The organism is Nucisporomicrobium flavum, assembly GCF_016464385.1.
In the GTDB taxonomy this organism is placed as follows: domain Bacteria; phylum Actinomycetota; class Actinomycetes; order Mycobacteriales; family Micromonosporaceae; genus Actinoplanes; species Actinoplanes flavus_A.
The window spans coordinates 699,344-722,463 of record NZ_JADMLH010000002.1 but is presented as its reverse complement, the minus strand read 5'-3'; the positions used below and the strand labels follow the sequence as shown (position 1 = coordinate 722,463).

The following is a 23,120-nucleotide window of genomic DNA, read 5'->3' as shown; positions in this document are numbered from 1 at the left end:
GCGCTACCCGCCCGGCTCGGTGGGGGGGGCCCCGGGGGGGGGGCCCCCCCACCACGCGTTTCAGCGCCGGTCCGGTCCCGGCGTGTCCCACCCGATCGGGCCGCTCGCCAGGCCTTCCTCCCACGAGTCGCCCGCGGCGGAGAAGGGAGCGGACGTCGGAGCCGGCTGCGTGAACGGCGGGGTCTGTGCGAACGCCTCGGCCGGAGCGCCCGCCGCGCCGCTCAGGACGGCCTCCTGACCGGCGGTGATCCGGCGGATGAGGCCGATCGCCGCGCTCGCCGCCCCCACTTCCACTGCCGCCGACAGCGCCGCCAGGGCGGTCGAGCCCGTCGAGTCCGCCGCGCCGAGGACGGCGACCGCCACCACCCGGTCGAGGATGAGGAACGCCGTCCACAGGACCGCCCACCAGACGAACACCGCGCGGCCGGGGCGGCGCGTGTCCCAGCCCTGGACGCGGTGGTCGGTGGCGCGGTCGACCTCGTTGATCATCAGGATCGGGATGACCAGGTTGCCGAGGGGCACGAACCAGGCCCCGATCGTCCAGCCCGCGCCCCAGCTCAGAACCGTGCCGCCGAACGCGTCGAGGTTCGTCCGGGCCCGGTGCAGCCAGCAGATGAAGGCGATGCCCGCGAACAGCAGCGAGGTGATGCTCAGCAGGCCCGCCCCCGCAGCCGTCGCGGCTTCCACCGCTCGTGCGGTGCCGAGCCCTTCGCCGGTGACGCGCGCATCGTCCACGAGGTTGGAAGCGAAGAAGGTCAGTGCCGCGGTGAGGGCTGCCGCCACCATCGCGAGGACGAGGGCCACGATCGCGACGGTGGCGCGCGTACGGAGCGGGCGGGCGGTGCTGTAGGGCACGAAGGACGACTGCGGATATGTGTACGGCGCGTGCTCGGTCATGACTGTCTCCCCGTGAAGCCGATCGGCCTGGGCAGGATACCGAGCCGTACGAGCTGCTGGAATTCGTTGACACCGATGTTTGGCTGGGCATTGACACCGCGCCGCAAGAACTTACACTCCAAGTGTAATTAGTTTGATCTCCGCAGGCTCCATCCAGGACACGTCCGCCCTCATCGCCGAGGTGACGATGACCATGCCCGCCGGCGAGGCCAGCCCCGGCCTCACCCTCCATCAGATAAGCGTCCGATTCGGCGGGCTGGTCGCCCTCGACGGCGTCTCCCTGCGCGTCGCGCCCGGCCGTACGGTCGGCGTCATCGGCCCTAACGGCGCCGGCAAGACCACGCTCTTCAACGTCGTGTGCGGGTTCGTCGCCCCGACCAGCGGCACCCTGACGTTCGACGGCCGGCCACTGCGCCCGCGCCCGCACCGCCTGACCCGGCTCGGCATCGCCCGTACGCTGCAGGGGGTCGGCCTGTTCCCCAGCCTCACCGTGCTGGAGAACGTGCAGGTCGCCGCGCCCGGCGCGACCGACCGGGCCTGGGCCGAGCTGGACCGGTGCGGCGTCGCCCAGCACGCCGGCACCCTGCCCGGACGACTTCCGTACGCGGTCCGCAAACGCGTCTCGCTCGCCCGCGCCCTGGTGGCCCGGCCGCGGCTGCTCCTGCTGGACGAGCCGGCGGGCGGCCTCGGCGCCGAGGAGATCGAGGAGCTGCGCGAGCTCATCACCGGCCTGCCCTGCTCGGTGCTGCTCGTCGAGCACCACATGGATCTGGTCATGGCGGTGTGCGACGAGATCCTCGTGCTGGACTTCGGCAAACCCGTCGCCCACGGCACCCCGGACGAGATCCGGACGGACGAGGCCGTGGCCGACGCGTACCTGGGCGCGGCCACATGAGCGGGCTGCTGCACGTCGAAGGGCTGACGGCCGGGTACGGCGCCGCGCCCGTGCTCACCGGCATCGACCTGGACGTGGCGGCCGGGTCCATCACCGCGGTGCTCGGCGCGAACGGGGCCGGGAAGACGACTCTGCTGCGTACGCTCTCCGGCTTGTTGCGGCCCACCGCGGGCCGCATCCTCTTCGACGGCCTGGACCTGCGCGGGGTGAAGGTCGAGCAGATGGTGCGCCGCGGCATCGCGCACGTGCCGGAGGGCCGCGGCGTCGTCACCGAGCTCACCGTGGACGAGAACCTGCGCCTCGGCGGCCTGTGGCGGCGGGACCGCGCCGACGCCAAACGCGCGCTCGACGAGGTGTACGAGCTCTTCGAGCCGCTCGCCCGACGCAGAACCTTCCCGGGTCACCAGCTCTCCGGCGGCGAACGACAGATGCTCGCGCTGGGCCGGGCGCTGGTCGGGCGGCCCCGGCTGTTGCTGCTGGACGAGCCGTCGCTGGGCCTGGCGCCGCGGGTGACCGCGCAGATCATGACGCTGCTGGGCACCCTGCGCGACCGCAGCGGGCTGACCGTGCTGCTGGTCGAGCAGAACGTGCGCAGCGCTCTCGCGGTCGCCGACGAGGCCGTCGTCATGTCGCTGGGCCGCGTCGTCACCCGGGGCACGTCGATCGACGACGAGCTCCGCCACGCGTACCTCGGCTTCTGAAAGGAGGAGGGCCATGGACAGGTTCGTGTTTCTCACGTTCGACGGCCTGGGCCGGGGTGCGGTGTACGCCGCGTTCGCCCTGGCGCTGGTCCTGATCTGGCGGGCCACGAGGATCGTCAACTTCGCCCAGGGCGCGATGGCGGTGGCGACCGCGTACGCCGGCTACTCGGTCTCGTCCGCGACGGGCTCCTACTGGCTCGGCTTCGGGGTGGCGATCGCCGCGGGCCTGGTGCTGGGCGCGGTGACCGAGCGGGTGGTGATGCGCTTCGTCGACCATTCGTCGCCGCTGAACGGGGTGGTGGTGGCGCTCGGCCTCGTGCTCGTCATCCAGGGCGTGCTCGGCATGATCTACGGCAACGAGTACCGGCCGGCCGGCGCGCCGTTCAGCCGCGACGCTTTCGAGGTCGGCGGGGTTGCGCTGCTGTCGCGGTTCGACCTTTTCGTGTTCGCCGCGGTGGCCGTCGTCGTGGTGCTGCTCGCGCTGCTGTTCACCCGTACGGCGATCGGCCTGCGCATGCGCGCCTCGGCGTTCGCACCCGACGTCTCCCGGCTGCTCGGCGTGAACGTCGGCGGCATGCTGACGCTCGGCTGGGCGCTGGCCGCGGCGGTCGGCTCGCTCGCCGGGATGCTGGTGCTCCCCACCGAGCTGGGCCTGCACCCGAACGCGATGGACATCGTCTTCGTCTCGTCGTTCACGGCTGCGGTCGTCGGCGGCCTGGACAGCGCGGTCGGCTCGGTGGCCGGCGGGCTGATCGTGGGTCTGCTGCTGTCGTACGTGAGCGGCTATCTGGGCGCCACGGTCGCGCCGATCGCGGTTCTCGTCCTGCTCGTCGTGGTGCTCCTGGGCCGCCCGGGCGGGCTCTTCTCCCGATCGGCGGCGAGGACGGTATGAGCATCGTGCGCGAACGCGTCACCGCGGGTCCGGCCGTCGCGGTCACCCGGGATCGCCCCTGGAGACTGCGCTATCTGCTGTGGACGGTCGGCGGCGCGGTGGCCGTCGTGGCGCTGACGTACGCCCTCCCGCCGTTCCGGACCTACCAGCTGGCGACCATCGGGGCGTACCTGTGTGTCACGGCCGGCCTCACGGTGCTCACCGGGCTGAACGGGCAGCTGTCGCTCGGGCACGGCGCGCTGATGGCGACGGGCGCGTACACGGTAGCCCTGCTGCAGGACAAGCTCGCCGGCCGCGGGCAGTGGACGCTGCTGGTCTCCGTGCTGGCCGCGATCGCGCTGACCACCGTCGTCGGTGCGGTCGTCGGCCTCGCGGCGGCCCGGCTGCGCGGGCCCTACCTCGCCGGGCTGACGCTCGCGGTGGCGGTGGTGGTACCGGCCATCACGAGCACCTTCGACGAGACGTTCAACAGCGACCAGGGCCTGTCCGTGGTGCTCGATCCGCCGCCCGGCACGATCTCGGTCGAGCGGTGGCAGGCGTGGCTGTGCTGGGCCGGCGCGCTCGTGACGATGCTCGCGCTCGCCGTGCTCGTCCGGGGCCGTTTCGGCCGGGAGATGCGGGCGGTACGCGACGACGAGACCGCCGCGCGGCTCGCGGGTGTGGGCGTCGCCCGTACCCAGGTCCTGACCTTCGTGGTGAGCGCGGCCTGCGCGGGTCTGGGCGGGGCGCTCGTCGCGGTGCTCGCGCAGAGCGTGTCCCCCGGCGCGTTCCCGCTGACCCTCTCGCTCTTCCTCGTCATGGCGATCGTCATCGGCGGGCTCGGCAGCCTGGCCGGCGCGTTCTGGGGCGCCGTGCTGCTGGTCGCGCTTCCGGCGCTGGCCCACTCCGTCACCGAGGGCATCGACGCGCAGCGGCTCGAGGGCAACCTGCCCCTCGCGCTGTTCGGCGTGACCCTCGTCGTCGTCATGCTCGCCGCCCCCGGCGGCATCGCATCGCTCAATCCCCTCAAACTCTTAAGGAGAAAGGCATGAGGCGTACTTCGACCGCCCTCGCCGCGCTGGCCCTGGTGGCCGCGGCGACCGCCTGCAGCGACAGCGGCGGTGGCGGCAGCAGCTCGAACACCCCCGGTGTGACCGGCACCGAGATCGTCGTCGGCACGCACATGCCGCTCACCGGCCCGGCCGCGGCCGGTTACTCGAAGATCGCGCCGGCGTCCAAGGCGTACTTCGACTACGTGAACGCGAACGGCGGCGTGCACGGCCGGAAGATCACCTACAAGATCATGGACGACACGTACAACCCGGCCACCACCCAGCAGGTCGTGCGCGAGCTCGTTCTGCAGGACAAGGTGTTCGCGATCCTCAACGGGCTGGGCACACCGACCCACACCGGCGTGCTCGACTTCCTGAAGACCAACCGGGTGCCGGACCTCTTCGTGGCCTCGGGCAGCCGCAGCTGGAACCAGCCGGACAAGTACCCGGGCACGTTCGGCTTCAACGTCGACTACACCGTCGAGGGCAAGATCCTGGCGACCCACGTCAAGCAGACACAGGCCGGCAAGAAGGTGTGCTTCCTCGGGCAGGACGACGACTTCGGCCGCGACGCGCTGGCCGGCATCGAGAAGATCCTCGGCCCGGTGGCCGCCAAGCAGTCGTACGTCACCAGCAACCCCAACGTCGGCCCGCAGATGGGCGCGCTCAAGCAGGCCGGCTGCCAGGTCGTCATGCTCGCCACCGTGCCGGGCTTCACCGCGCTGAGCCTCGGCACCGCGGCGAAGATCGGCTTCAAGCCGCAGTTCGTCGTCTCCCAGGTCGGCGCGGACCTCACCACGCTGAAGAAGCAGCTCGGCCCGGCGGCGCCGCTCACCGAGGGGCTGATCTCGGACAACTATCTGCCGCTGAGCACCGATGACGCGAACCCGTGGATCCAGCTCTACAAGAAGGTCAACTCGCAGTACAACGGCAACGCCGAGTTCGACAACAACGTCGTCTACGGCATGTCGGTCGCGTACCTGTTCGTGCAGACGTTGCAGGCGGCCGGGAAGGACCTGACCCGCGACGGGCTCACCGCCGCGGTGGAGAAGGGCGGCTTCCAGGGACCCGGCATGGCCCCGCTGCGGTTCTCCAAGACCGATCATTCCGGGTACGGCGGCATGAAGATGAGCCGCGTGCAGGCCGGCAAGCAGGCGTACTTCGGCACGGTCTACGAGACGGACGACGGGGACGGTGCGGTGCAGCCGTACACGGCGGCCCCGGCGGTCCCGCCGTCGAACGGGATCCCCGCCGCCCCGTAGTGACTCGGTAAAGGACCCGAAATGGTTGCGGCCCGCCGCCGGCCGATGCAGGGTTGGCGGCGGGGAAGTTACCCGTTAGTATTTCGCACTCTAAATGCACATTCTTGGGGGGTTCTGCCCGGATGTCGAAGCTCTCGGACACCGTCGCGATCGTGACGGGCGCCAGCCGTGGAATCGGGTTCGCCATCGCGCAACGCTTCGTCGCCGAGGGTGCGAAGGTCTGCATCACCGGCCGGGACGCGCAGGCGCTCGAATCCGCGGTCAAGGACCTGGGCGGCCCGGAGGTCGCCATCGCGGTCCCCGGCAAGGGCGACGACGCCGACCACCGCGCGGCGGTCGTGGACACCGTGCTCGGCGCGTTCGGCCCGGTGTCGGTGCTGGTCAACAACATCGGCATCAACCCGGCGTACGGGCCGCTCGGCACGCTCGACCTGGGCGCGGCGCGCAAGATGCTCGACGTCAACGTGCTCGGCACGCTGGGCTGGGTGCAGGAGGCGCTGCGCGGGGGCCTCGCCGACGCGGGCGGGTCGATCGTGAACATCTCCTCGATCTCGGGGCTGCGGCCGGCGCCCGGCATCGCGTTCTACGGCGTCACCAAGGCCGCGCTCATCCACCTGACCGAGGAGCTGGCCGTCGAACTGGCGCCGGCGGTCCGGGTCAACGCGGTCGCGCCCGCCGTGGTCAAGACGAAGTTCGCCACCGCGCTGTACGAGGGACGCGAGGACGAGGTCGCCGCCACGTACCCGCTGCGCCGCCTCGGCGTGCCGGAGGACGTGGCGGGCGCGGTGGCCTTCCTCTGCTCGCCGGACGCCGCCTGGATCACCGGCCAGACGCTGGTCATCGACGGCGGCGTCACGCTCACCGGGTCGGTCCAGTGACGGCCCGGTTCCCGCGCGTCGTCGTCACCGGGGCGGGCGGGGGCATCGGCGCGGCCCTGGCCCGCCGCTTCGCCGCCGACGGAGCCCAGGTCGTCGTGAACGACCTGGACGCGGCAGCCGCGCAGGCCGTTGCCGACGAGATCGGTGGCCTCGCCGTCCCGGGCGACGCCGCGAACGAGGCGGACGTGCGCCGCCTCGTCGACACCGCGTGGGCCGAGCTGGGCGGCTGCGACCTCTTCTGCGCCAACGCCGGCATCCTCACCGCGGGCTCGGCCGACGCGCCCGACGCCGACTGGGAGAAGGCGTGGCAGGTCAACGTCATGTCCCACGTGTACGTGGCCCGCGCCCTGCTCCCCCGCTGGCTCGACAACGAGAACGGCCAGGGCGGGCGCCTGCTGTTCACCGTCTCCGCCGCGGGGCTGCTCACCCTGCTGGGCTCCGCGCCGTATTCGGTCACCAAGCACGCCGCGCTCGGCTTCGCCGAATGGCTGCGCGCCACGTACGCCCACCGCGGCATCACCGTGCAGGCCCTGTGCCCGCAGGGTGTCAACACGGCGATGATGATCGACGGCGGGCGGAGCGCCAGCAAGACGCTCCTCGCCGCGGGCGCGCTCGAGCCGGAGGACGTCGCGGAGACGGTGGTCGAGGGCCTCGCCGGCAACAGCTTCCTGATCCTGCCGCACCCCGAGGTGGCCGAGTACTACCAGCGCCGGGCCACCGACACCGACCGCTGGCTGGGCGGCATGAACAAGATCCAGCGCGGCTTCGACGCGGCGGGGATGCCGTGAGCGGCCCCCGCGGACTCGACCTCGAGAAGCTGCAGGCATATCTGGGCTCGCCGCCGCTGAGCGCCACGATGTTCGCCGGCGGGCGCTCCAACCTCACGTACGCGGTCAGCGACGGCACCCACCGCTGGGTGCTGCGCCGGCCACCGCTCGGGCACGTGCTGCCCACCGCGCACGACATGTCGCGCGAGCACAGGGTGCTGGAAGCGCTGTCCCGGGCGGGGTTTCCCGCGCCGGCGCCCGTACGCCTGTGCACCGACCCGGACGTCATCGGCGCCCCGTTCTACCTGATGGAGCACGTCGACGGCACGATCTACCGCGACGTCGCCGTGCTGGACGCCATGGGCCCGGAATCCATGCGACGCCTCACCCTGTCGCTGGTGGACACGCTCGCCGACCTGCACGCACTGGACCCGGCGGCGATCGGGCTGAGCGACTTCGGCCGGCCCGAGGGCTTCAACGAGCGCCAGGTACGCCGCTGGAAGAAGCAGCTCGACGCCTCCCGCAGCCGGGACGTGCCGGGCATCGAGGAGCTGCACGCACGCCTCGCCGCCGACATCCCGGCCGGCGGCCCCGGCTCGGTCGTGCACGGCGACTACCGCCTCGACAACGTCCTGATCGGCGACGAGCTCCAGGTCAACGCCGTGCTCGACTGGGAGATGTCGACGCTCGGCGACCCGCTCAGCGACGTCGCCCTGATGCTCGTCTACGCCGGGCGCCCACTGCTGCTGCCGGACCGCACGCCGTTGTCCATACCGGGGCATCCGAGCCTCGCGGAGATCGGCGAGCACTACGCCAAACGGTCTGGCCGTGACGTCTCCGACCTGCACTGGTACGTGGCGTTCGCCGCGTTCAAGCTGGCCGTGATCCTCGAGGGTGTGCACTACCGCTACGTGCAGGGCCAGACGGTCGGCGAGGGCTTCGACACCGTCGGCGCGATGGTGGGACCGCTCGTCGCGCAGGGACACGAGTCGCTGGAGGGCAACTGATGGACTTCGCGTACGACGAGAAGACCGAGGACTACCGCAAGCGGCTGCTCGCCTTCATGGACGAGTACGTCTACCCCGCGGAGGACGGCTTCCACGGGTCGTACCGTGGTGACTGGTCGCCGCCGCCCGCGCTGGCCCCGCTGCGGGAGCGGGCCAAGGCCGCCGGGCTGTGGAACCTGTTCCTGCCGGGTGAGCACGGCGCCGGCCTGACCAACCTGCAGTACGCGCCGCTGGCCGAGCTGACCGGCCGGAGCCCGTCGATCGCCCCGGCGGCGCTGAACTGCGCGGCCCCGGACACCGGCAACATGGAGGTCCTCGCCGAGTTCGGCAGCCCCGAGCAGCGGGAACGCTGGCTGCGGCCGCTGCTGGACGGCACGATCCGCTCGGCGTTCGCGATGACCGAGCCGCAGGTCGCCTCGTCGGACGCGACGAACATCGGCACCCGCATCGAGCGCGACGGCGACGAGTACGTCATCACCGGCCGCAAGTTCTACATCTCCGGCGCGATGAACCCGGACTGCCGGATCTTCATCGTGATGGGCAAGACCGACCCGGAGGCCGCCCGGCACGTGCAGCAGAGCATGGTCCTCGTGCCCCGGGACACCCCGGGCCTGACGGTCAAGCGCGGCATGACGGTGTTCGGCTACGACGACGGCGACCACGGTGGCCACGCGGAGATGATCTTCGACGGGGTACGCGTACCCGTGAGCAACCTCATCGGCGAGGAGGGCTCCGGCTTCGCGATCTCGCAGGCGCGGCTGGGCCCCGGCCGCATCCACCACTGCATGCGGCTCATCGGCATGGCGGAACGGGCGCTGGAGCTGATGTGCACGCGGGCGCTGGCCCGTACGGCTTTCGGCAAACCCCTCGCCGAGCAGGGCGTGGTGCAGGAGTGGATCGCGGAGTCGCGCGTCCGCATCGAGCAGGCGCGCCTGCTGGTGCTGAAGGCGGCCTGGCTGATGGACACCGTCGGCAACAAGGGCGCGCACACCGAGATCCAGGCCATCAAGATCGTCGTACCGGCCACCACCGAGTGGATCCTCGACAAGGCCATCCAGGCCCACGGCGCGGCGGGCGTCGGCCAGGACACCCCGCTGGCCCGGCTGTGGGCGGCGGCCCGTACCCTGCGGCTGGCGGACGGCCCGGACGAGGTCCACAAGCGATCGCTGGCCCGCCGGGAGCTCAAGCGCCACCGGAGCGCCTGATGCTCCGGCCGCGCCCGCTCCCATCCGGCCCCGCCCACCGGGCCGGTCCACCGTCCGAGCCACCACCACCGGAGCTACTGATGCCGGCCGCCTCACCCCGCCCGTCCCAGCGCATCGACGGCCGTACGGCCCGCTCGGAGCGCACCCGCAGCGCGATCGTCGAGGCGCACGTCGCCCTCATCCGCGAGGGCGACCTGCGTCCCACCGCGGACCGCATCGCCAAGCAGGCCGGCGTCAGCCTGCGCGCGCTGTGGAGCCACTTCGCGGACATGGAGGCGCTGTTCGCCGCCAGCGGCCAGCTCATCCTCGAGCAGCGCGACGAGACGTACGAGCCGGTCCCGACCGACCTGCCCCTCGAACGGCGGATCGAGGCGTACTGCCACCAGCGCGCCCGCATGCTGGAGCAGATCGCCCCGATCGCCAAGGCGTCGTCGCTCAAGGAACCGTTCTCCCCGGCCCTGCAGAGCTACCGCCGCACCCACATCCAGCGGGTCCGCGACGAGCTGCGCACCCTCTTCGCCCGCGAGATCGGCGACGACGAGGCCCTGCTGAACGCGCTCACGGCGGCCGCCATGTGGCCCACCTGGGGAACCCTGCGCGACGCGATGGGCCTCGACGTGGACGCGGCCCGTCAGATCCTCACGCGCTCGGTGACGGCCCTGCTCACCCCGCGGTGACCGCCTGAGCGAGGGAGACGGCGAACCAGCCCTGCGGGTCCGTCCACCACTCGCGCAGCGCGAAGCCGGCCGCCGCCAGCTCCGCCGCCAGCCCGTCGCGGCGGAACTTCGCGGAGATCTCCGTACGCATCTCCTCGCCCTCGGCGTAGTCGACGGTGAGCCCGAGCTCCGGGATCGTGACGCGCTGGGCCGTACGGGCGCGCAGCCGCATCTCGATCCACTCGTTGCGCGCGTCCCAGAGGGCGACGTGGTCGTACGCGTCCACGTCGAAGTCCGCGCCCAGCCGCGAGTTGATCACGCGCAGCACGTTGCGGTTGAAGTCGGCCGTGACCCCCGCCGCGTCGTCGTACGCGGGCACCACGATCGCCGGGTCCTTGACCAGGTCGGTGCCGAGCAGCAGCCATTCGCCCTCGCCGAGCACGGCGCGCAGGTCCCGCAGGAACGTCGCCCGTTCCGCCGGTACGAGGTTGCCGATCGTGCCGCCGAGGAAGGCCACCACCCGGTTGTCGCCGTCCGGGATGTGCTGGAGGTGGCGGGTCATGTCGCCGACGACGCCGCGGACGTCCAGGTCCGGGTAGTCGGCGGTGAGCCCGGCCACCGCCTCGCGCAGCGCGGCCTCGGAGACGTCGAGCGGAGCGAACGCCCCGAGCGTGCCGTGCCGCAGCAGCGCATCGAGCAGCAGGCGGGTCTTCTCCGACGAGCCGGAGCCGAGCTCGACCAGCGTCTTCGCGTCGGTGAGCGCGGCGACGTCGGCGGCGCGGCCGGCCAGGATCGCCCGCTCGGTACGGGTCGGGTAGTACTCGGGCAGCCGGGTGATCTCCTCGAACAGCTCGCTGCCGCGGGCGTCGTAGAACCACTTCGGCGGCAGCCACTTGGCCGGCGCGGTCAGGCCGGTGGCCACGTCCGCGCGCAGGTGCCGGGCGATGTCCTGGTCGTCGAGATGAACGTCCAACATGGATCAGGCTCTCCCTAGCGGGGTGATGGTCAGGGTGGACGGGGTGGCCACCAGCAGGTGGCGGTCCGGTACGGCCTGCCAGGCCGCGTCGTCGTCGAGGGGCTCGGAGCTGACGAGCACGGCGCCCGGTGCCGCCCGCACGGACAGCGCGTGGCCGGCCGTGGTGGCGACGATCTGCCGCCCGTCGGTCAGCAGGAGGTTGAGGCGGGAGCCGGGCGCCGCGAGGTCGACCTCGGCGAGCACCTCGGTGACCGCCTCGGCCGCCGGCGTGCCGGCTCGCAGCCGGTCCCGGACCAGCGCCCAGAGCAGCGCCGCGTCGGTCGGGGCGTCGAGCGTGATCAGGTCCTGGACCGGCAGCCGGCCGGCGACCTTGGTCACCGATTCCGGCCAGCCGCGGACGACCCCGTTGTGGCTGAACAGCCAGGGGCCCTCCGCGAAGGGCGCGGCGGCCGTCTCGGTGACCGGCATGCCGACGGTGGCGGACCGTACGGCGGCCAGCACAGCGCCGGCGACGGTGGCGGACGCCAGCGCCGGAAGGGCGGCGTCGGACCACATCGGGGCGGCGCTGCGGTAGCGGACCGGCTCGGCGTGTCCCGGCGGGTACCAGGCCACGCCGAAGCCGTCGGCGTTGATCGTGCCGCCGCCGCGCATGTCCCGCGGCGCCCACGCCTGCCGTACGAGCGCGTGCGGCGGCTCGAACAAGACTGCGGACAGGGGTTGCGGGCCACCGAGATAAGCCAGGTGGCGGCACATCAAACGGCGTCCCGGGCGCAGCGGAAGCCGCTGAAGATCTGTCGGCGGATCGGGTGGTCCCAGTTGCGGAACGTGCCTCGGCACGCGGCCGCGTCCGTGCCGAACGAGCCGCCGCGCAGCACCTTGTAGTCACCGCCGAAGAAGACCTGCGAATACTCCGCGTACGGGAAGACGGCGAAGCCGGGATAGCCGTGGAACCCGGAGCTGGTCCACTCCCACACGTCACCGATGAGCTGGTGGACGCCGAGCGGCGAGGCGCCGTCCGGGTACGCGCCCACCGCTGCCGGGGCGAGGTGGCGCTGGCCCAGGTTGGCGTGCCGGGGCTCCGGAGCCTCGTCGCCCCACGGGTAGCGCCGGGAGCGCCCGGTGGCCGGGTCGTGGCGGGCGGCCTTCTCCCACTCCGCCTCGGTGGGCAGCCGCTTTCCGGCCCACGCGGCGTACGCCTCGGCCTCGAACCAGCAGACGTGCACGACCGGCTCGTCGGGGTGGACGCGTTCCGTGCGCCCGAACCGCGTGTACGCCCACCCGTCCCCGTCCCGCTGCCAGTGCATCGGCGCGGTGAGGCCCGCCTCCTGCCGGTGCGCCCAGCCGCGTTCGCTCCACCACTGCGGGTCGTCGTACCCGCCCGCGGCGATGAACTCGGCGTACCGGGCGTTGGTGACCGGGGCCGCGTCGATGAGGAACGCGGGCACGTCCACGGTGTGCGCCGGCCGTTCGTTGTCCAGCGCCCACGGTTCGGTGTCGGTGCCCATCGTGAACGGCCCGCCGGGGACGAGCACCTCGCCGTCGACCGGTACGCGCGCGGGCGGCGGTGCCGGGGCGTCGAGGACGGGGGCACCCGTACGCAGCTGGTGGGTGGCGAGCATCGTCTCGTCGTGCTGCTGCTCGTGCTGGACGATCATCCCGAACGCGAAGCCGCCGTTGAGCAGGGGACGGTCGTCGAGGCGTACGTGGTCCAGCACGTCGAGGGCCTTGTCGCGCACCTGGCCGACGTACGCGCGGGCGTCCTCCGGCCCGAGCAGCGGCAGCGCCGGACGGTCCCGCCGCGGGTGCTTGAACGCGTCGTACAACTCGTCGATGTCGCGGCGCACGGGCTCCCGCCCGCCGACGTCGCGCACGAGCCACAGTTCCTCCTGGTTGCCGACGTGCGCCAGGTCCCACACGAGCGGGGACATGATCGTGGAGTGCTGGCGTACGAGATCGGTCTCGTCCACCGCGTCGGTCAGCAGGGCCGTACGGGCGCGGGCGCGCTCCATCTCGGCGGCGACGGTCAGTCGCAGATCCTTCATCGGGACAGGTCCTTCCTGAGAGGGGCCGCGTCGCGCACTCTCCGGTCGACGATGTCGGCGACCGTGTCGCGTACGGGCCCGGGCAGTCCGGTGCGGTCGAGCCGGCGGCAGGCGAGGTCGGCCACGTCGGCCGCGCACGCCGCCACCACGGGGTCGGCCAGCCCGTCGCGGGCCGCGTCCAGCCACCGGTCGGCGGCGGGCGCGGCGAGGTCACGGGCGGCGTCGGTCACCGCGTCGTCGGCGAACAGCGCGGCCAGCATCGCCAGGGGCGCGATCCACTCGCCGCCCGGCTGCGCGTCGAGGTAGCGCACCTCGAGGTAGCCGCGCGGCCGGACGGGCGGGAACAGGGTGCTGAGGTGGTAGTCGAGGTCGTCCACCGTGGGCGGCCGGGACAGCGCGCCGCGGATCCAGTCGGCGAACGTCACGCCGTCCGGGGTCTCCCACACGCCGCCGTCGCCGCGGACGCACAGCAGCGGGGCGTCGAGCGCGTACGCGGCCCAGCCCGCAGCGGGATCCGCCGAGCGGGGTACGGGGCCGCTGCGCCGCGCGTCGATGCCGTGCCAGGCGGCCATCCGTCCGCTCGCCCAGCCGGTGTCCCGGCCCGCGTGCGTACGGGAGGTCGCGAACGTGGCCAGCAGCGGCGGCCCGAGGTCGTGCAGGGCGGCCCAGCGCGCCGCGACCCGGTGCGGCGGGCCGGCGTCGAGGCAGACCTGCAACCCGGCGGTGCTGCACATCATGGTGCGCCCGGCGGGGCTGCCGGCCCGGTCGAACGCGCGGTGCATGGCCGCGTACCGGGGGGTGTCGAGGATGCGCACCGGCTTGCGGTGCGGATCGAGGCCGTGCCCGCCGAGGCTGATCCCGGACCGGGCCAGCAGGTCGGCGAGGTACGCCTGATCGAGGCTCACCGCCTCGTACAGGGCGGTGAGGGAGGTGGCCGGGGCGGAGGAGATCTCGACCTGGCCGCCGGGCTCGAGGGTGACCGTGCCGCCGCCCGGGAGCGGCACGGGCTCGGGGTTCCCGAGCGCGGTGGGCGCGTACGGCCCGAGCGCATGGCCCAGGTCCGCTGCCCGCAGGTGGCCCGCCGGTCGGCGGGCGGGATGGGTCGTCCATTCCAGCTCGACGCCGAGGCGCCGCGGTGGTCCGGTCTTGAAGCAGATGCCGGCGACATGCTCGGCCGCGTCGTCCAGCCGGAGCAGCTCGTCGGAGGCCGGCGTTTCGCTACCTGGAGTAGTCATCACCCTCCCCCGTAGTAGTGACCTCGTCGGACGATACACACCGATCCGGAGGAAAAGCAGTCTTGCGGGAGTCGCCTTCGCGGCGTACCGGTGAAGCCTCAGCGAGATCGGTGCACGCCGCCCCGGGGCCGTCGACGGCGGCGGCGCAGCGCGGTGAAACCCACCACACCGGCGACCACGGCCACCGCCGGCACCGACACCTGGTACGCGGTGAGATCGCTCAGGCCGGCCGCGGGCCCGGACGGCGGCGCGGCGACCTTGGTGTCCCGCGCCTGCCGCGACGGCGACGGCTTCGGCCGGGCCTTGGGGGTGGCGGCCAGGTCCTTGCCGACCACCGAGGTGATCCAGCGCGCCACGGCGTCGATCCGGCCGCCCTGGTCCTCGCCGCGGTGCGGGCAGGTCGGGCCGTGGCTGACCACGGCGACCACGACCGGCGCGCCGTCGTCCTCGGAGAAGTACGGCCCACCCGAGTCGTGGGGGCAGGGGCTCGTGGTCGACCGTGGCGCCACCCCGGACAGCCCGATGGCCTTCCGGCCGACCGACGTCACCTCGAACCGCCCCGTACGCATCCGGGTCGGCTCCGCGGTCGCGTCACCGTCGGTGAGGCCGAAGCCGGCGAGCCGGACCTCGTCACCCACCTGCGGGGCGCTGCGGCTGATCCGCAACGGCTTGATGTCGGTGATCCCCTGGTCGATACGCGCGAGCGCGACGTCGGCCGTCTTGCTCTGCCGCACCTCGACCACCGTCGCGACGTGCCCCGCGTCGGTGGTCAGGTCGGCGCGACCGACCGTGGCCGTGGTCTTGCGCGCCACGGGCCGGGAGACGTGCCTGTTCCGGGTGTCGCGGAAACAGTGCCCCGCGGTGAGCACCCAGTGGGGCGAGATGAGCCCACCCGAGCACGAGCTGTCGCGGCGGCCGCCACCGGCGGTCGGGATGCCGGTCATCGTGAGCTTGACCGCGAACGGGTACCGCCCGTCGGCCACGCGCTCACCGTTCGCGATGGCGTGGGCCGCACCGGCCCGCATCGTCACCATCACCCCGGACACGCCGAGCAGGGCCGCGATCACAATGAGGAACTTCGCCGCTGTCCTGGTCATCGTCCGACCACCGTGCGCGGGATCGCTGGTCGGATGGAAGGCCAATCACTGATCAATAGCCTCCCGCACCGGAAGGCTACTGTCGGTCATGACCGGGGCGTCACACCTGCTGAACGTGCGTCTTCGCCACCTCGGCGAGCTCCTGCGTCCACTCCATCGGCTGGTGCGCGGTCTTGGTGTGCAGCTCGACATGCTGCATGAGCTCGTCAGGGTCGGGCGCGGTGAACTGGGCGGGACAGTTGTTGCCGAAGTCGGCACAACGGATCGTCACGGTCATGACGCAAGGGGTACCCGGCCCCTCCGGCCCGAAACGGCACCCTCCAGCTCCTCTTCTCAGAGAGTGACGACCGATCGGGCGCCTTCCCCGCGCGCCATCCGGTCGAACGCGGCCGGCACGTCCGCCAGCCCGATCCGGTCGGTCACCAGATGATCCAGCCGCAGCGCACCGGACAGCACGTCCGCGGCCAGCGCCGGCACCTCGGCGTCCGGGTCGGCCGAACCGTACACCGAGGCGCGCAGCGTCCGCGCCGACGAGAAGATGTCGAGCGCGCTGAGCTGGACCATGTCGTCGGCGCGGCCCATGCCCACTACGGTGACCTGCCCACCGCGGCGGGTAGCCCGCCACGCCGCCCGGATAGTCGCCGCCCGGCCCACGCACTCGAACGCGTGGTCCGCGCCGCGGCCCTCCGTGCGGGTGCGGATGTCCTTGGAGAGCGTCTCGCCGGACACCACGAAGTCGGTCGCCCCGGCCGCCTCGGCCAGCGCTTTCTTGCCCTCGGAGACGTCCACCGCGACGACCGTCGCCGCGCCCGCCGCACGGGCCGCCGTCACCACGGACAGCCCGACGCCGCCCAGGCCGATCACGACCACCGAGTCACCCTCGGCCACCTTCGCGGTGTTACGCACCGCGCCCGTGCCGGTCAGCACCGCGCAGCCCAGCAGCGCCGCGCTTTCCCACCCCAATTCGTCGGGTACGGGAATGAGCGCGCGCTCCGGCACCACGACCTCCTCGGCGAACGCGCCCAGCCCCAGCGTCACATGCACCGGCGCGCCGTCGAGGGTGGCGCCGTTCTCGAGCGCCGCCACGTTCGCCGTCGCGCAGAGCCACGGCTCGCCGTGCGTGCAGAACCAGCACTCGCGGCACGGCGGCGACCAGTTGAGCGCGACGTGCGTGCCGGCGACGACCCGGGTGACGCCCGTGCCGGCCTCGACCACCTCGCCGGCGGCCTCGTGCCCGAGCACCAGCGGGTACGGCGGGCTCAGCGTGCCGTTGACCATCGACAGGTCGGAGTGGCAGACCCCGGCGGCGCGGATGCGGACCCGTACCTGGCCGGGACCGACCTCGGGCAGCCGGATCTCCTCCACCGCGGGTGCCGCCGCGGGCTCACGCACCACGAGGGCGCGGACGTACGCCGTCATCGCTGGATCGCCTTCGTCTGCTGGAATTCGGTGAGGCCGTGCACGCCGAGCTCGCGGCCGAAGCCGGACTGCTTGTAGCCGCCGAACGGCGCCACCGGGTTGAACGGGGCCCCGTTCAGGTCGACCGCCCCGGTGCGCATCCGGCGGGCCACCGCGAGCGCGCGCTCGGGCGAGCCCCAGACGCCGCCGGCGAGGCCGTAGCGGGAGTTGTTGGCGATCCGGACCGCGTGGTCGTCGTCGTCGAACGGGATGATCGACAGGACCGGCCCGAAGATCTCCTCCTGGGCCAGCTCGCTGTCCGGGTCGACGTCGGCGAACACCGTCGCCGGCACGAAATACCCCTTGTCGGGTACGGGCGCGTTGCCGGTGACCAGCCGGGCGTCGGCGCGGTCGATGAAGCCGCGGACCCGGTCGCGCTGCGCGGCGGACACCAGCGGCCCGAGCCGGGTGGACTCGTCGAACGGGTCCCCCGTGCGGTACGCCTCCGCGGCCGAGGCAGCCAGCTCCACGGCGGCGTCGTAGTGGCTGCGGTGCACGAGCATGCGGGTCCACGCCGTACAGGTCTGGCCGGAGTTGAGGAACGCGTTGCCGACGCCGACCTTGACCGCCTTGGTGACGTCGGCGTCCTCGAGGATCACGTTGGCGGACTTGCCGCCCAGCTCCAGGGCGACCCGGGCGATCCGGTCGGCCGCCGCGTGCGAGACCGCCCGGCCGGTGGCCGTGGAGCCGGTGAACGAGACCATGTCGACGTCCGGATGCGCGGCGATCGCAGCCCCGACGACCGGGCCGGTGCCCGGCACGAGATTCAGCACGCCGGCGGGCAGCCCGGCCTCGTCCGCGGCGTCGAGGAGCAGGTACGCGACCAGCGGCGTCAGCTCGCTGGGCTTGAGCACGACCGTGCATCCGGCGGCCAGGGCGGCGGCGACCTTCGCGACGACCTGGTGCAGCGGATAGTTCCACGGGGTGATGGCCCCGACCACGCCCACCGGCTCGCGGACGATCAGCGAGTGTCCGGCCGTCTCCTCCTCGACCGGTTGCGCGGCGAGGTCGGCGTACCCGCGGAGCACGGTGAGCGGAAGTCCGGCCTGGACCGCCTTGGCGACCTTGAGCGGCGCGCCCAGCTCGAGCCCGACCGTCCGGGCGATCTCCCCGGCGCGGGCGCTGAGCGCCTCGTGCAGCTTGCCGAGCACGGCCCCGCGCTCGGCCATCGGGGTGGCGGCCCAGTCGTCGAAGGCGGCGCGCGCCGCGGCGACGGCCCGGTCCACGTCCTCGGCCGACCCGGCGGGCACGTGCGCGAGGGTCTCCTCGGTCGCCGGGTTCTCGACGGCGATCGTCTCGCCGGAGGACGCCGGCACCCACCGGCCACCGATGTAGAGACTGTCCCGGTTCATCGCAGCACTCCGTTCTTCAGGGCCTCCAGGCCGGTGACGACGGTTTCCAGGCCGAGCTCGAACGCGCCCTCGTCGACGCTGCGGCGGTGCTCGGCGAGCAGGTGGGCGTCGCGCAGGTGCGGGTAGCGCTCGGCGTACACCTGGGGGTCCTCGTCGAAGCCGAGCGCGAACGACCCGAGCGCGGAGCCGGTGACGAGGTAGCGCATGAGCGCGCCGATGTGGGTGGCCCGGGCCGGCGGCCAGCCGCCCGCGATCAGGCCGCCGTAGACGGTGTCGGCCATGGCGAGCGCGGCCGGGCGGCGGCCGGGTCCCTGGGCCAGCACCGGCACGATGTTGGGGTGGGCGCTGAGCACCGCGTGGTACGAGCGTGCCCAGAGCCGCAGCGCGTCCTGCCATCCGTGGGTGGCGAAGAACGAGACGTCGACCTGGGCGACCACCGCGTCGGCGACCGCGTCGAGGATCTCGTTCTTGGTGGCGAAGTGGTTGTAGAGCGAGGGTCCGGCGACGCCCAGCTCGGTGGCGAGCCTGCGCACCGAGACGGCTTCGAGCCCTTCGGCGTCGACGAGGGCGGCCGCCACCTCGACGATGCGCTCCCGCGAGAGCAGGGTCTGCCGGGGGCGGGCCATGTATCGCTCCTCCACCTCTGGACTTCGGAAAACTTACACCGCTAGTTTTATCACGTGGACTTTTCACTCAGCGACGAAGAGCGGGCGGTCCGCGACACCGCCCGCCAGTTCATCACCCGCGAGGTCATGCCGCTGGAGCAGGAGGCGCTGCGCCGCGAGCGGGCCCACCGTCCCGGCCTGGACCGCAGTGAGCTGCGCGAGCTGCAGCTCAAGGCCAAGAAGTTCGGCTTCTGGGGCCTGGCGACGCCCGAGGAGTACGGCGGCATGGACCTGCCGGCCGTCATGCAGTCCCTGATCTGGACCGAGGTGGGCCGCAGCTTCGTCCAGTTCCGGTTCGGCGGCGAGGCGGACAACATCCTCTTCCACGCCAACGACGAGCAGAAGCGGGAGTATCTGATCCCCACGATCGAGGGCGACCGGATCTCCTGCTTCGCGATCACCGAACCGGGCGCCGGCTCGGACGCGGCGAACATCAAGCTCAGCGCCCGCCGCGACGGCGACGACTGGGTGCTCAACGGCGAGAAGACGTTCATCACCAACGGCAACGACGCCGACTTCGTCATCGTGGTCGCGGTGACCGACCGGGAGAAGGGCGTCCGCGGCGGCGGCACCACCGCGTTCCTCGTCGACCGGGACATGGGGTGGCGCTCGGAGTTCATCCAGACGATGGGCGAGGGCGGCCCGGCCTCGCTGATCTTCGAGGACGTGCGGGTGCCGCACCGCAACATCCTGGGCGAGATCGGCCAGGGCTTCGAGCTGGGCATGAAGTGGATCGGCAAGGGCCGCTACCTCATCCCGTCCATCGCGCTGGGCATCGCGGCGCGGGCGCTGGGCATGGCGATCGACTACGCGAACACCCGGGAGACGTTCGGCCGCAAGATCGGTGAGAACCAGGCGATCCAGTGGATGATCGCCGACTCCGAGGTCGAGCTCGAGGCGGCCCGCTGGCTGATCCTCAAGGCCGCCTGGACGGTCGACCAGGGCGAGGACCCGCGCCACGCCTCCTCGATGGCCAAGCTGTACGGCGCCAACATGGTCAACAACGTGGTGGACCGGGTGATGCAGATCCACGGCGGCATGGGCTACACCCGCGAGCTGCCGATCGAGCGCTGGTACCGGCAGGTCCGGCTGATGCGCATCTACGAGGGCACCGACGAGATGCAGCGCCTCATCATCTCCCGCGACCTGCTGCGCGGGTACACCAAGATCGGCGGGCACCTCGCATGACACAGCTGAGCCTGGCTTCCGTCCTTGCCGAGGGCGCTCGTAAGTATCCGGACAAGGTCGCGGTGATCGACGGCGCGCTGCGCACCACCTACCGGGATCTCTGGGCGCAGGCGCGCTCGTACGCGGCCGCCCTGCAGCAGCTCGGCATCGACCGGGACGACACCGTCGCCGTGGTCGTCCCCAACGTCACGGACTTCCCCCGCGTGTACTTCGGCGCGCTGGCCGCCGGGGCGCGCGTCGTACCGGTGCACCTGCTGCTCACCGCCGACGAGATGGCGTACGTCCTGCGCGACAGCGGCGCGAGCGTGGTCGTGGCGCACTCGAGCCAGCTCAGGACGGCGGCGGCCGCAGCGGCGCAGACCGGCGCGAAGCTGGTCACCGTCGGCCCGCTGCCGCCCGATCTGCCGGAGGCTCCGCAGCGGCTGGAGGACGTCGCCGAGTCCGCCTCGCCGCTGCCCACGTACGTGTCCCGCGAGGCCGAGGACGTGGCGGTGGTCTTCTACACCAGCGGGACCACCGGCGAGCCGAAGGGCGCCCTGCTCACCCACCTCAACCTGGTGATGAACGCGACCGTCAACGTGTTCGACGCCAACGACGCCCGGGTCGACGACGTGGTGATGGGCTGCCTGCCGCTGTTCCACACGTTCGGCCAGACCGTGGGCATGAACGGCACCTTCCGGCTCGGCGCCACGCTCGTCCTGCTGGCGCGCTTCACCGGCGAGGCGGCGATCGAGCTGATGGTCCGGGAGAACGTGACGGTCTTCCACGGCGTACCGACGATGTACGTCGCGCTGCTCGAGGCGGCGGCCAAGGCGGACCGGCTGCCCGATCTGCGGCTGTGCGTCAGCGGCGGCGCCTCGCTCCCGATGGCGGTGCTGGAGAAGTTCAACGAGACGTTCCACGCGCTGATCTACGAGGGGTACGGGCTCTCCGAGACCTCGCCGACGGCCACCACCAACCAGCCGGCGTTCGGTACGCGCCCGGGCAGCATCGGGCACGCGATCTGGGGTGTGGAGGTGGAGATCGCCCGGGCCGAGGTGGACGAGCGCATCGAGCTGCTGCCGATCGGGGAGCTGGGCGAGATCGTGATCCGTGGGCACAACGTCTTCGCCGGTTACCTCAACCGGCCGGAGGAGACGGCGCACGCGGTGGTCGACGGCTGGTTCCGCAGCGGGGACCTGGGCACCAAGGACGCCGACGGCTTCATCACGATCGTGGACCGCAAGAAGGACCTGATCATCCGCGGCGGCTTCAACGTCTATCCGCGCGACGTGGAGGAGGTCCTGGCACGCCACCCGGCCGTGGTCCAGGTGGCGGTCATCGGCGTACCGGACGAGATGCACGGCGAGGAGATCTGCGCGGTGATCGTGCCGGAGCCGGGCGGGGCGGTGACCCAGCAGGAGATCATCGAGTGGGCGAAGGAGCGCCTGGGCCGGCACAAGTACCCGCGTCAGGTGCGCTTCGTGGAGGCGTTGCCGATGGGACCGAGCTTCAAGGTGCTCAAGCGGGAACTACGCCGGACGATCGGCGGCCAGTAGTCCGGGCAGCTCCGCCACGATCGGTTTGTCGGCGGGCAGCCACGGCACGCTGTCCAGCTCGTCCGCCGCCAGCCACCGCATTGCCGTGTGTTCCAGGGCGCGCGGCTCGTCGCCGTCCAGCACCGTGACCGCGAAGACGCGCAGGACGGCGCGGCCGTGCGCCAGGGGCACGTCCGGTCCCACCCGGGCGCCCACCTCGACCCGTACGCCGAGCTCCTCCGCGCATTCGCGGGCGAGCGCCTCCGCGTCGCTCTCGCCCGGCTCGACCTTGCCGCCGGGGAACTCCCAGCGCCCGGCGACCTCGGGCGGGGCGGACCGCTCACACGCGAGCACCCGGCCGCCGCTGACGATCACGGCCGCCACAATCACTCTCCGTGACATCGGCGCGCTGACGTGCTGTTCTGCGGGCATGGACCAAGAGCGTGCCACAAAACTTGACCGAACAGGTTGAACGATGCGTCCCGATCGTCACGAGAACACGGATATGTGGGCGTGGACATAGTTGACAGCGAAGACAAGACTGTGGGCACCGACCATGACGACACGGCGACAGTTTGGCCACAAGCCGGCAACGACGCCCGGGAGGTGCGGACATGCGGGGCAGGAAAGCACGGGGAGCCCGCTCCGATTACTTGAGCGACGCGCTGGCGGTGCTCGGCGGCTGGACGCAGGACGGCGTCCTGCTCAAGCGTGTGCTCGTGTGCGACGACAGTCAGCATGCCGCATTGACGGAGCGGATCAAGGTGGCGGCCGACACTCTGCGCCTGCGCCCCCGGATCCACCGCACGGACGGTCACACGCAGATCCTGCTCGGCGCGCCGGACGGCCAGGCCATCACCGATGGTGAGGTCACCCTGGCGGCTCGGATCGAGGACGCGTACCGCACGGTGGTGGGCCCGCAGTAACCTCGGCGGTCATGACGGCTCCCGTGTACGACAACAAGGGCCAGTTCCAGCAGATCCAGTCGGGTCTGCTCGACGGCGAGCAGATCATCGCGGTCTACGACGCGGTCGGCGTCGGCACCGGCTTCATCGGCCTCACCAACCGCCGGGTGATCATCCAGGACAAGTCCTTCGCCGGGAAGCGCTTCGCGATCACCAGCATCCCGTATTCGAAGATCAGCAGCGTGAGCGTGGTCAGCAACAAGAGCTGGGCGGGGCAGTACTTCTCGACCGGGACCATCGCCATCACCGTCGGCCAGCACGTCTACGAGGTGGAGTTCCGCGGGTCCGAGAAGACCCACCACGTGCACAACGTCATCCTGCACTACGCGTCCTGACGCCTCCTTGCCGCAAGAAAGGTGGGGCCCCCCCCCCCGGGGGGGCCCCGTTTGTTGGGAAAGACGAAAAAACAAGACAGACCGGCCCAGATATAGTAC

25 protein-coding genes are annotated in these 23,120 nt (G+C 72.1%); 14 read left to right on the top strand and 11 right to left on the bottom strand.

Going from position 1 to position 23,120, the window contains the following annotated elements; translation table 11 throughout:
* Positions 1–60 precede the first annotated feature (60 nt).
* Positions 61–897 carry a DUF4328 domain-containing protein gene (locus tag IT780_RS07530; RefSeq protein WP_199510653.1) on the bottom strand — a complete coding sequence of 279 codons (837 nt, stop codon included), beginning with the start codon at positions 895–897 and terminating at the stop codon, positions 61–63.
* A 187-nt stretch (positions 898–1,084) separates the two neighbouring features.
* On the opposite strand from IT780_RS07530, the gene IT780_RS07525 reads away from it, so the two are divergent.
* From IT780_RS07525 to IT780_RS07480, 10 genes are all read left to right on the top strand, one after another.
* Positions 1,085–1,792: an ABC transporter ATP-binding protein gene (locus IT780_RS07525; protein ID WP_199510820.1), complete on the top strand. Its 708-nt coding sequence runs from the start codon at positions 1,085–1,087 to the stop codon at positions 1,790–1,792.
* Positions 1,789–2,493, top strand: coding sequence for an ABC transporter ATP-binding protein (locus IT780_RS07520; protein WP_199510652.1), 705 nt, complete (start codon positions 1,789–1,791; stop codon positions 2,491–2,493). The genes IT780_RS07525 and IT780_RS07520 overlap by 4 nt, the downstream gene beginning before the upstream one ends.
* A 13-nt stretch (positions 2,494–2,506) precedes the next feature.
* Positions 2,507–3,385, top strand: a complete 879-nt coding sequence (locus IT780_RS07515) for a branched-chain amino acid ABC transporter permease (RefSeq protein WP_199510651.1) — start codon at positions 2,507–2,509, stop codon at positions 3,383–3,385.
* On the top strand, positions 3,382–4,416 hold the full coding sequence (locus IT780_RS07510; RefSeq protein WP_199510650.1) for a branched-chain amino acid ABC transporter permease: 1,035 nt from the start codon (positions 3,382–3,384) through the stop codon (positions 4,414–4,416). The genes IT780_RS07515 and IT780_RS07510 overlap by 4 nt, the downstream gene beginning before the upstream one ends.
* A complete protein-coding gene (locus IT780_RS07505) occupies positions 4,413–5,678 on the top strand; it encodes an ABC transporter substrate-binding protein (RefSeq protein WP_199510649.1) in 1,266 nt (421 codons plus the stop codon). Before IT780_RS07510 ends, IT780_RS07505 begins: the two co-directional genes overlap by 4 nt.
* Before the next feature lie 122 nt (positions 5,679–5,800).
* Positions 5,801–6,556 carry an SDR family oxidoreductase gene (locus IT780_RS07500; RefSeq protein ID WP_199510648.1) on the top strand — a complete coding sequence of 252 codons (756 nt, stop codon included), beginning with the start codon at positions 5,801–5,803 and terminating at the stop codon, positions 6,554–6,556.
* Positions 6,553–7,344: an SDR family oxidoreductase gene (locus IT780_RS07495; RefSeq protein WP_199510647.1), complete on the top strand. Its 792-nt coding sequence runs from the start codon at positions 6,553–6,555 to the stop codon at positions 7,342–7,344. Before IT780_RS07500 ends, IT780_RS07495 begins: the two co-directional genes overlap by 4 nt.
* Positions 7,341–8,330, top strand: a complete 990-nt coding sequence (locus IT780_RS07490; RefSeq protein WP_307831080.1) for a phosphotransferase family protein — start codon at positions 7,341–7,343, stop codon at positions 8,328–8,330. Before IT780_RS07495 ends, IT780_RS07490 begins: the two co-directional genes overlap by 4 nt.
* On the top strand, positions 8,330–9,535 hold the full coding sequence (locus IT780_RS07485) for an acyl-CoA dehydrogenase family protein (RefSeq protein WP_199510646.1): 1,206 nt from the start codon (positions 8,330–8,332) through the stop codon (positions 9,533–9,535). Before IT780_RS07490 ends, IT780_RS07485 begins: the two co-directional genes overlap by 1 nt.
* Before the next feature lie 80 nt (positions 9,536–9,615).
* Entirely contained in the window at positions 9,616–10,212 is a 597-nt protein-coding gene (locus tag IT780_RS07480) for a TetR/AcrR family transcriptional regulator (RefSeq protein WP_199510645.1), read from the top strand.
* Here the strand turns inward: IT780_RS07480 and egtD are convergent.
* From egtD to IT780_RS07435, 9 genes are all read right to left on the bottom strand, one after another.
* Positions 10,199–11,167 carry an L-histidine N(alpha)-methyltransferase gene (gene egtD, locus IT780_RS07475; RefSeq protein ID WP_199510644.1) on the bottom strand — a complete coding sequence of 323 codons (969 nt, stop codon included), beginning with the start codon at positions 11,165–11,167 and terminating at the stop codon, positions 10,199–10,201. The two genes, IT780_RS07480 and egtD, sit on opposite strands and share 14 nt — an antisense overlap.
* A 3-nt stretch (positions 11,168–11,170) precedes the next feature.
* Positions 11,171–11,920, bottom strand: a complete 750-nt coding sequence (gene egtC / locus IT780_RS07470) for an ergothioneine biosynthesis protein EgtC (RefSeq protein WP_199510643.1) — start codon at positions 11,918–11,920, stop codon at positions 11,171–11,173.
* On the bottom strand, positions 11,920–13,209 hold the full coding sequence (gene egtB / locus IT780_RS07465; RefSeq protein ID WP_199510642.1) for an ergothioneine biosynthesis protein EgtB: 1,290 nt from the start codon (positions 13,207–13,209) through the stop codon (positions 11,920–11,922). Before egtB ends, egtC begins: the two co-directional genes overlap by 1 nt.
* Positions 13,206–14,444, bottom strand: a complete 1,239-nt coding sequence (gene egtA / locus IT780_RS07460) for an ergothioneine biosynthesis glutamate--cysteine ligase EgtA (RefSeq protein ID WP_199510641.1) — start codon at positions 14,442–14,444, stop codon at positions 13,206–13,208. The genes egtB and egtA overlap by 4 nt, the downstream gene beginning before the upstream one ends.
* Positions 14,445–14,542: 98 nt before the next feature.
* Positions 14,543–15,541, bottom strand: coding sequence for a S1 family peptidase (locus IT780_RS07455; RefSeq protein WP_233412286.1), 999 nt, complete (start codon positions 15,539–15,541; stop codon positions 14,543–14,545).
* Positions 15,542–15,641: 100 nt separating this feature from the next.
* On the bottom strand, positions 15,642–15,818 hold the full coding sequence (locus IT780_RS07450) for a DUF1059 domain-containing protein (RefSeq protein WP_199510640.1): 177 nt from the start codon (positions 15,816–15,818) through the stop codon (positions 15,642–15,644).
* 56 nt (positions 15,819–15,874) lie between these two features.
* On the bottom strand, positions 15,875–16,960 hold the full coding sequence (locus IT780_RS07445) for an alcohol dehydrogenase catalytic domain-containing protein (protein ID WP_199510639.1): 1,086 nt from the start codon (positions 16,958–16,960) through the stop codon (positions 15,875–15,877).
* Positions 16,957–18,351, bottom strand: a complete 1,395-nt coding sequence (locus tag IT780_RS07440; protein ID WP_199510638.1) for an aldehyde dehydrogenase family protein — start codon at positions 18,349–18,351, stop codon at positions 16,957–16,959. The genes IT780_RS07445 and IT780_RS07440 overlap by 4 nt, the downstream gene beginning before the upstream one ends.
* Complete coding sequence (locus tag IT780_RS07435; RefSeq protein ID WP_199510637.1) at positions 18,348–18,977, bottom strand: TetR/AcrR family transcriptional regulator; 630 nt, start codon at positions 18,975–18,977, stop codon at positions 18,348–18,350. The genes IT780_RS07440 and IT780_RS07435 overlap by 4 nt, the downstream gene beginning before the upstream one ends.
* A 54-nt stretch (positions 18,978–19,031) precedes the next feature.
* Here IT780_RS07435 and IT780_RS07430 point away from each other — a divergent pair, with 54 nt between their 5' ends.
* A complete protein-coding gene (locus IT780_RS07430) occupies positions 19,032–20,204 on the top strand; it encodes an acyl-CoA dehydrogenase family protein (RefSeq protein ID WP_199510636.1) in 1,173 nt (390 codons plus the stop codon).
* Complete coding sequence (locus tag IT780_RS07425; RefSeq protein ID WP_199510635.1) at positions 20,201–21,742, top strand: long-chain-fatty-acid--CoA ligase; 1,542 nt, start codon at positions 20,201–20,203, stop codon at positions 21,740–21,742. Before IT780_RS07430 ends, IT780_RS07425 begins: the two co-directional genes overlap by 4 nt.
* Here the strand turns inward: IT780_RS07425 and IT780_RS07420 are convergent.
* Complete coding sequence (locus tag IT780_RS07420) at positions 21,716–22,111, bottom strand: (deoxy)nucleoside triphosphate pyrophosphohydrolase (RefSeq protein ID WP_307831087.1); 396 nt, start codon at positions 22,109–22,111, stop codon at positions 21,716–21,718. The genes IT780_RS07425 and IT780_RS07420 overlap by 27 nt on opposite strands.
* A 224-nt stretch (positions 22,112–22,335) precedes the next feature.
* On the opposite strand from IT780_RS07420, the gene IT780_RS07415 reads away from it, so the two are divergent.
* Both IT780_RS07415 and IT780_RS07410 read left to right on the top strand, forming a co-directional pair.
* A complete protein-coding gene (locus IT780_RS07415; RefSeq protein ID WP_199510634.1) occupies positions 22,336–22,647 on the top strand; it encodes a 4a-hydroxytetrahydrobiopterin dehydratase in 312 nt (103 codons plus the stop codon).
* Between the two features lie 11 nt (positions 22,648–22,658).
* The gene (locus IT780_RS07410) at positions 22,659–23,021 is read left to right on the top strand and encodes a PH domain-containing protein (protein WP_199510633.1); all 363 of its coding nucleotides are present in this window, start codon (positions 22,659–22,661) and stop codon (positions 23,019–23,021) included.
* Positions 23,022–23,120 lie beyond the last annotated feature (99 nt).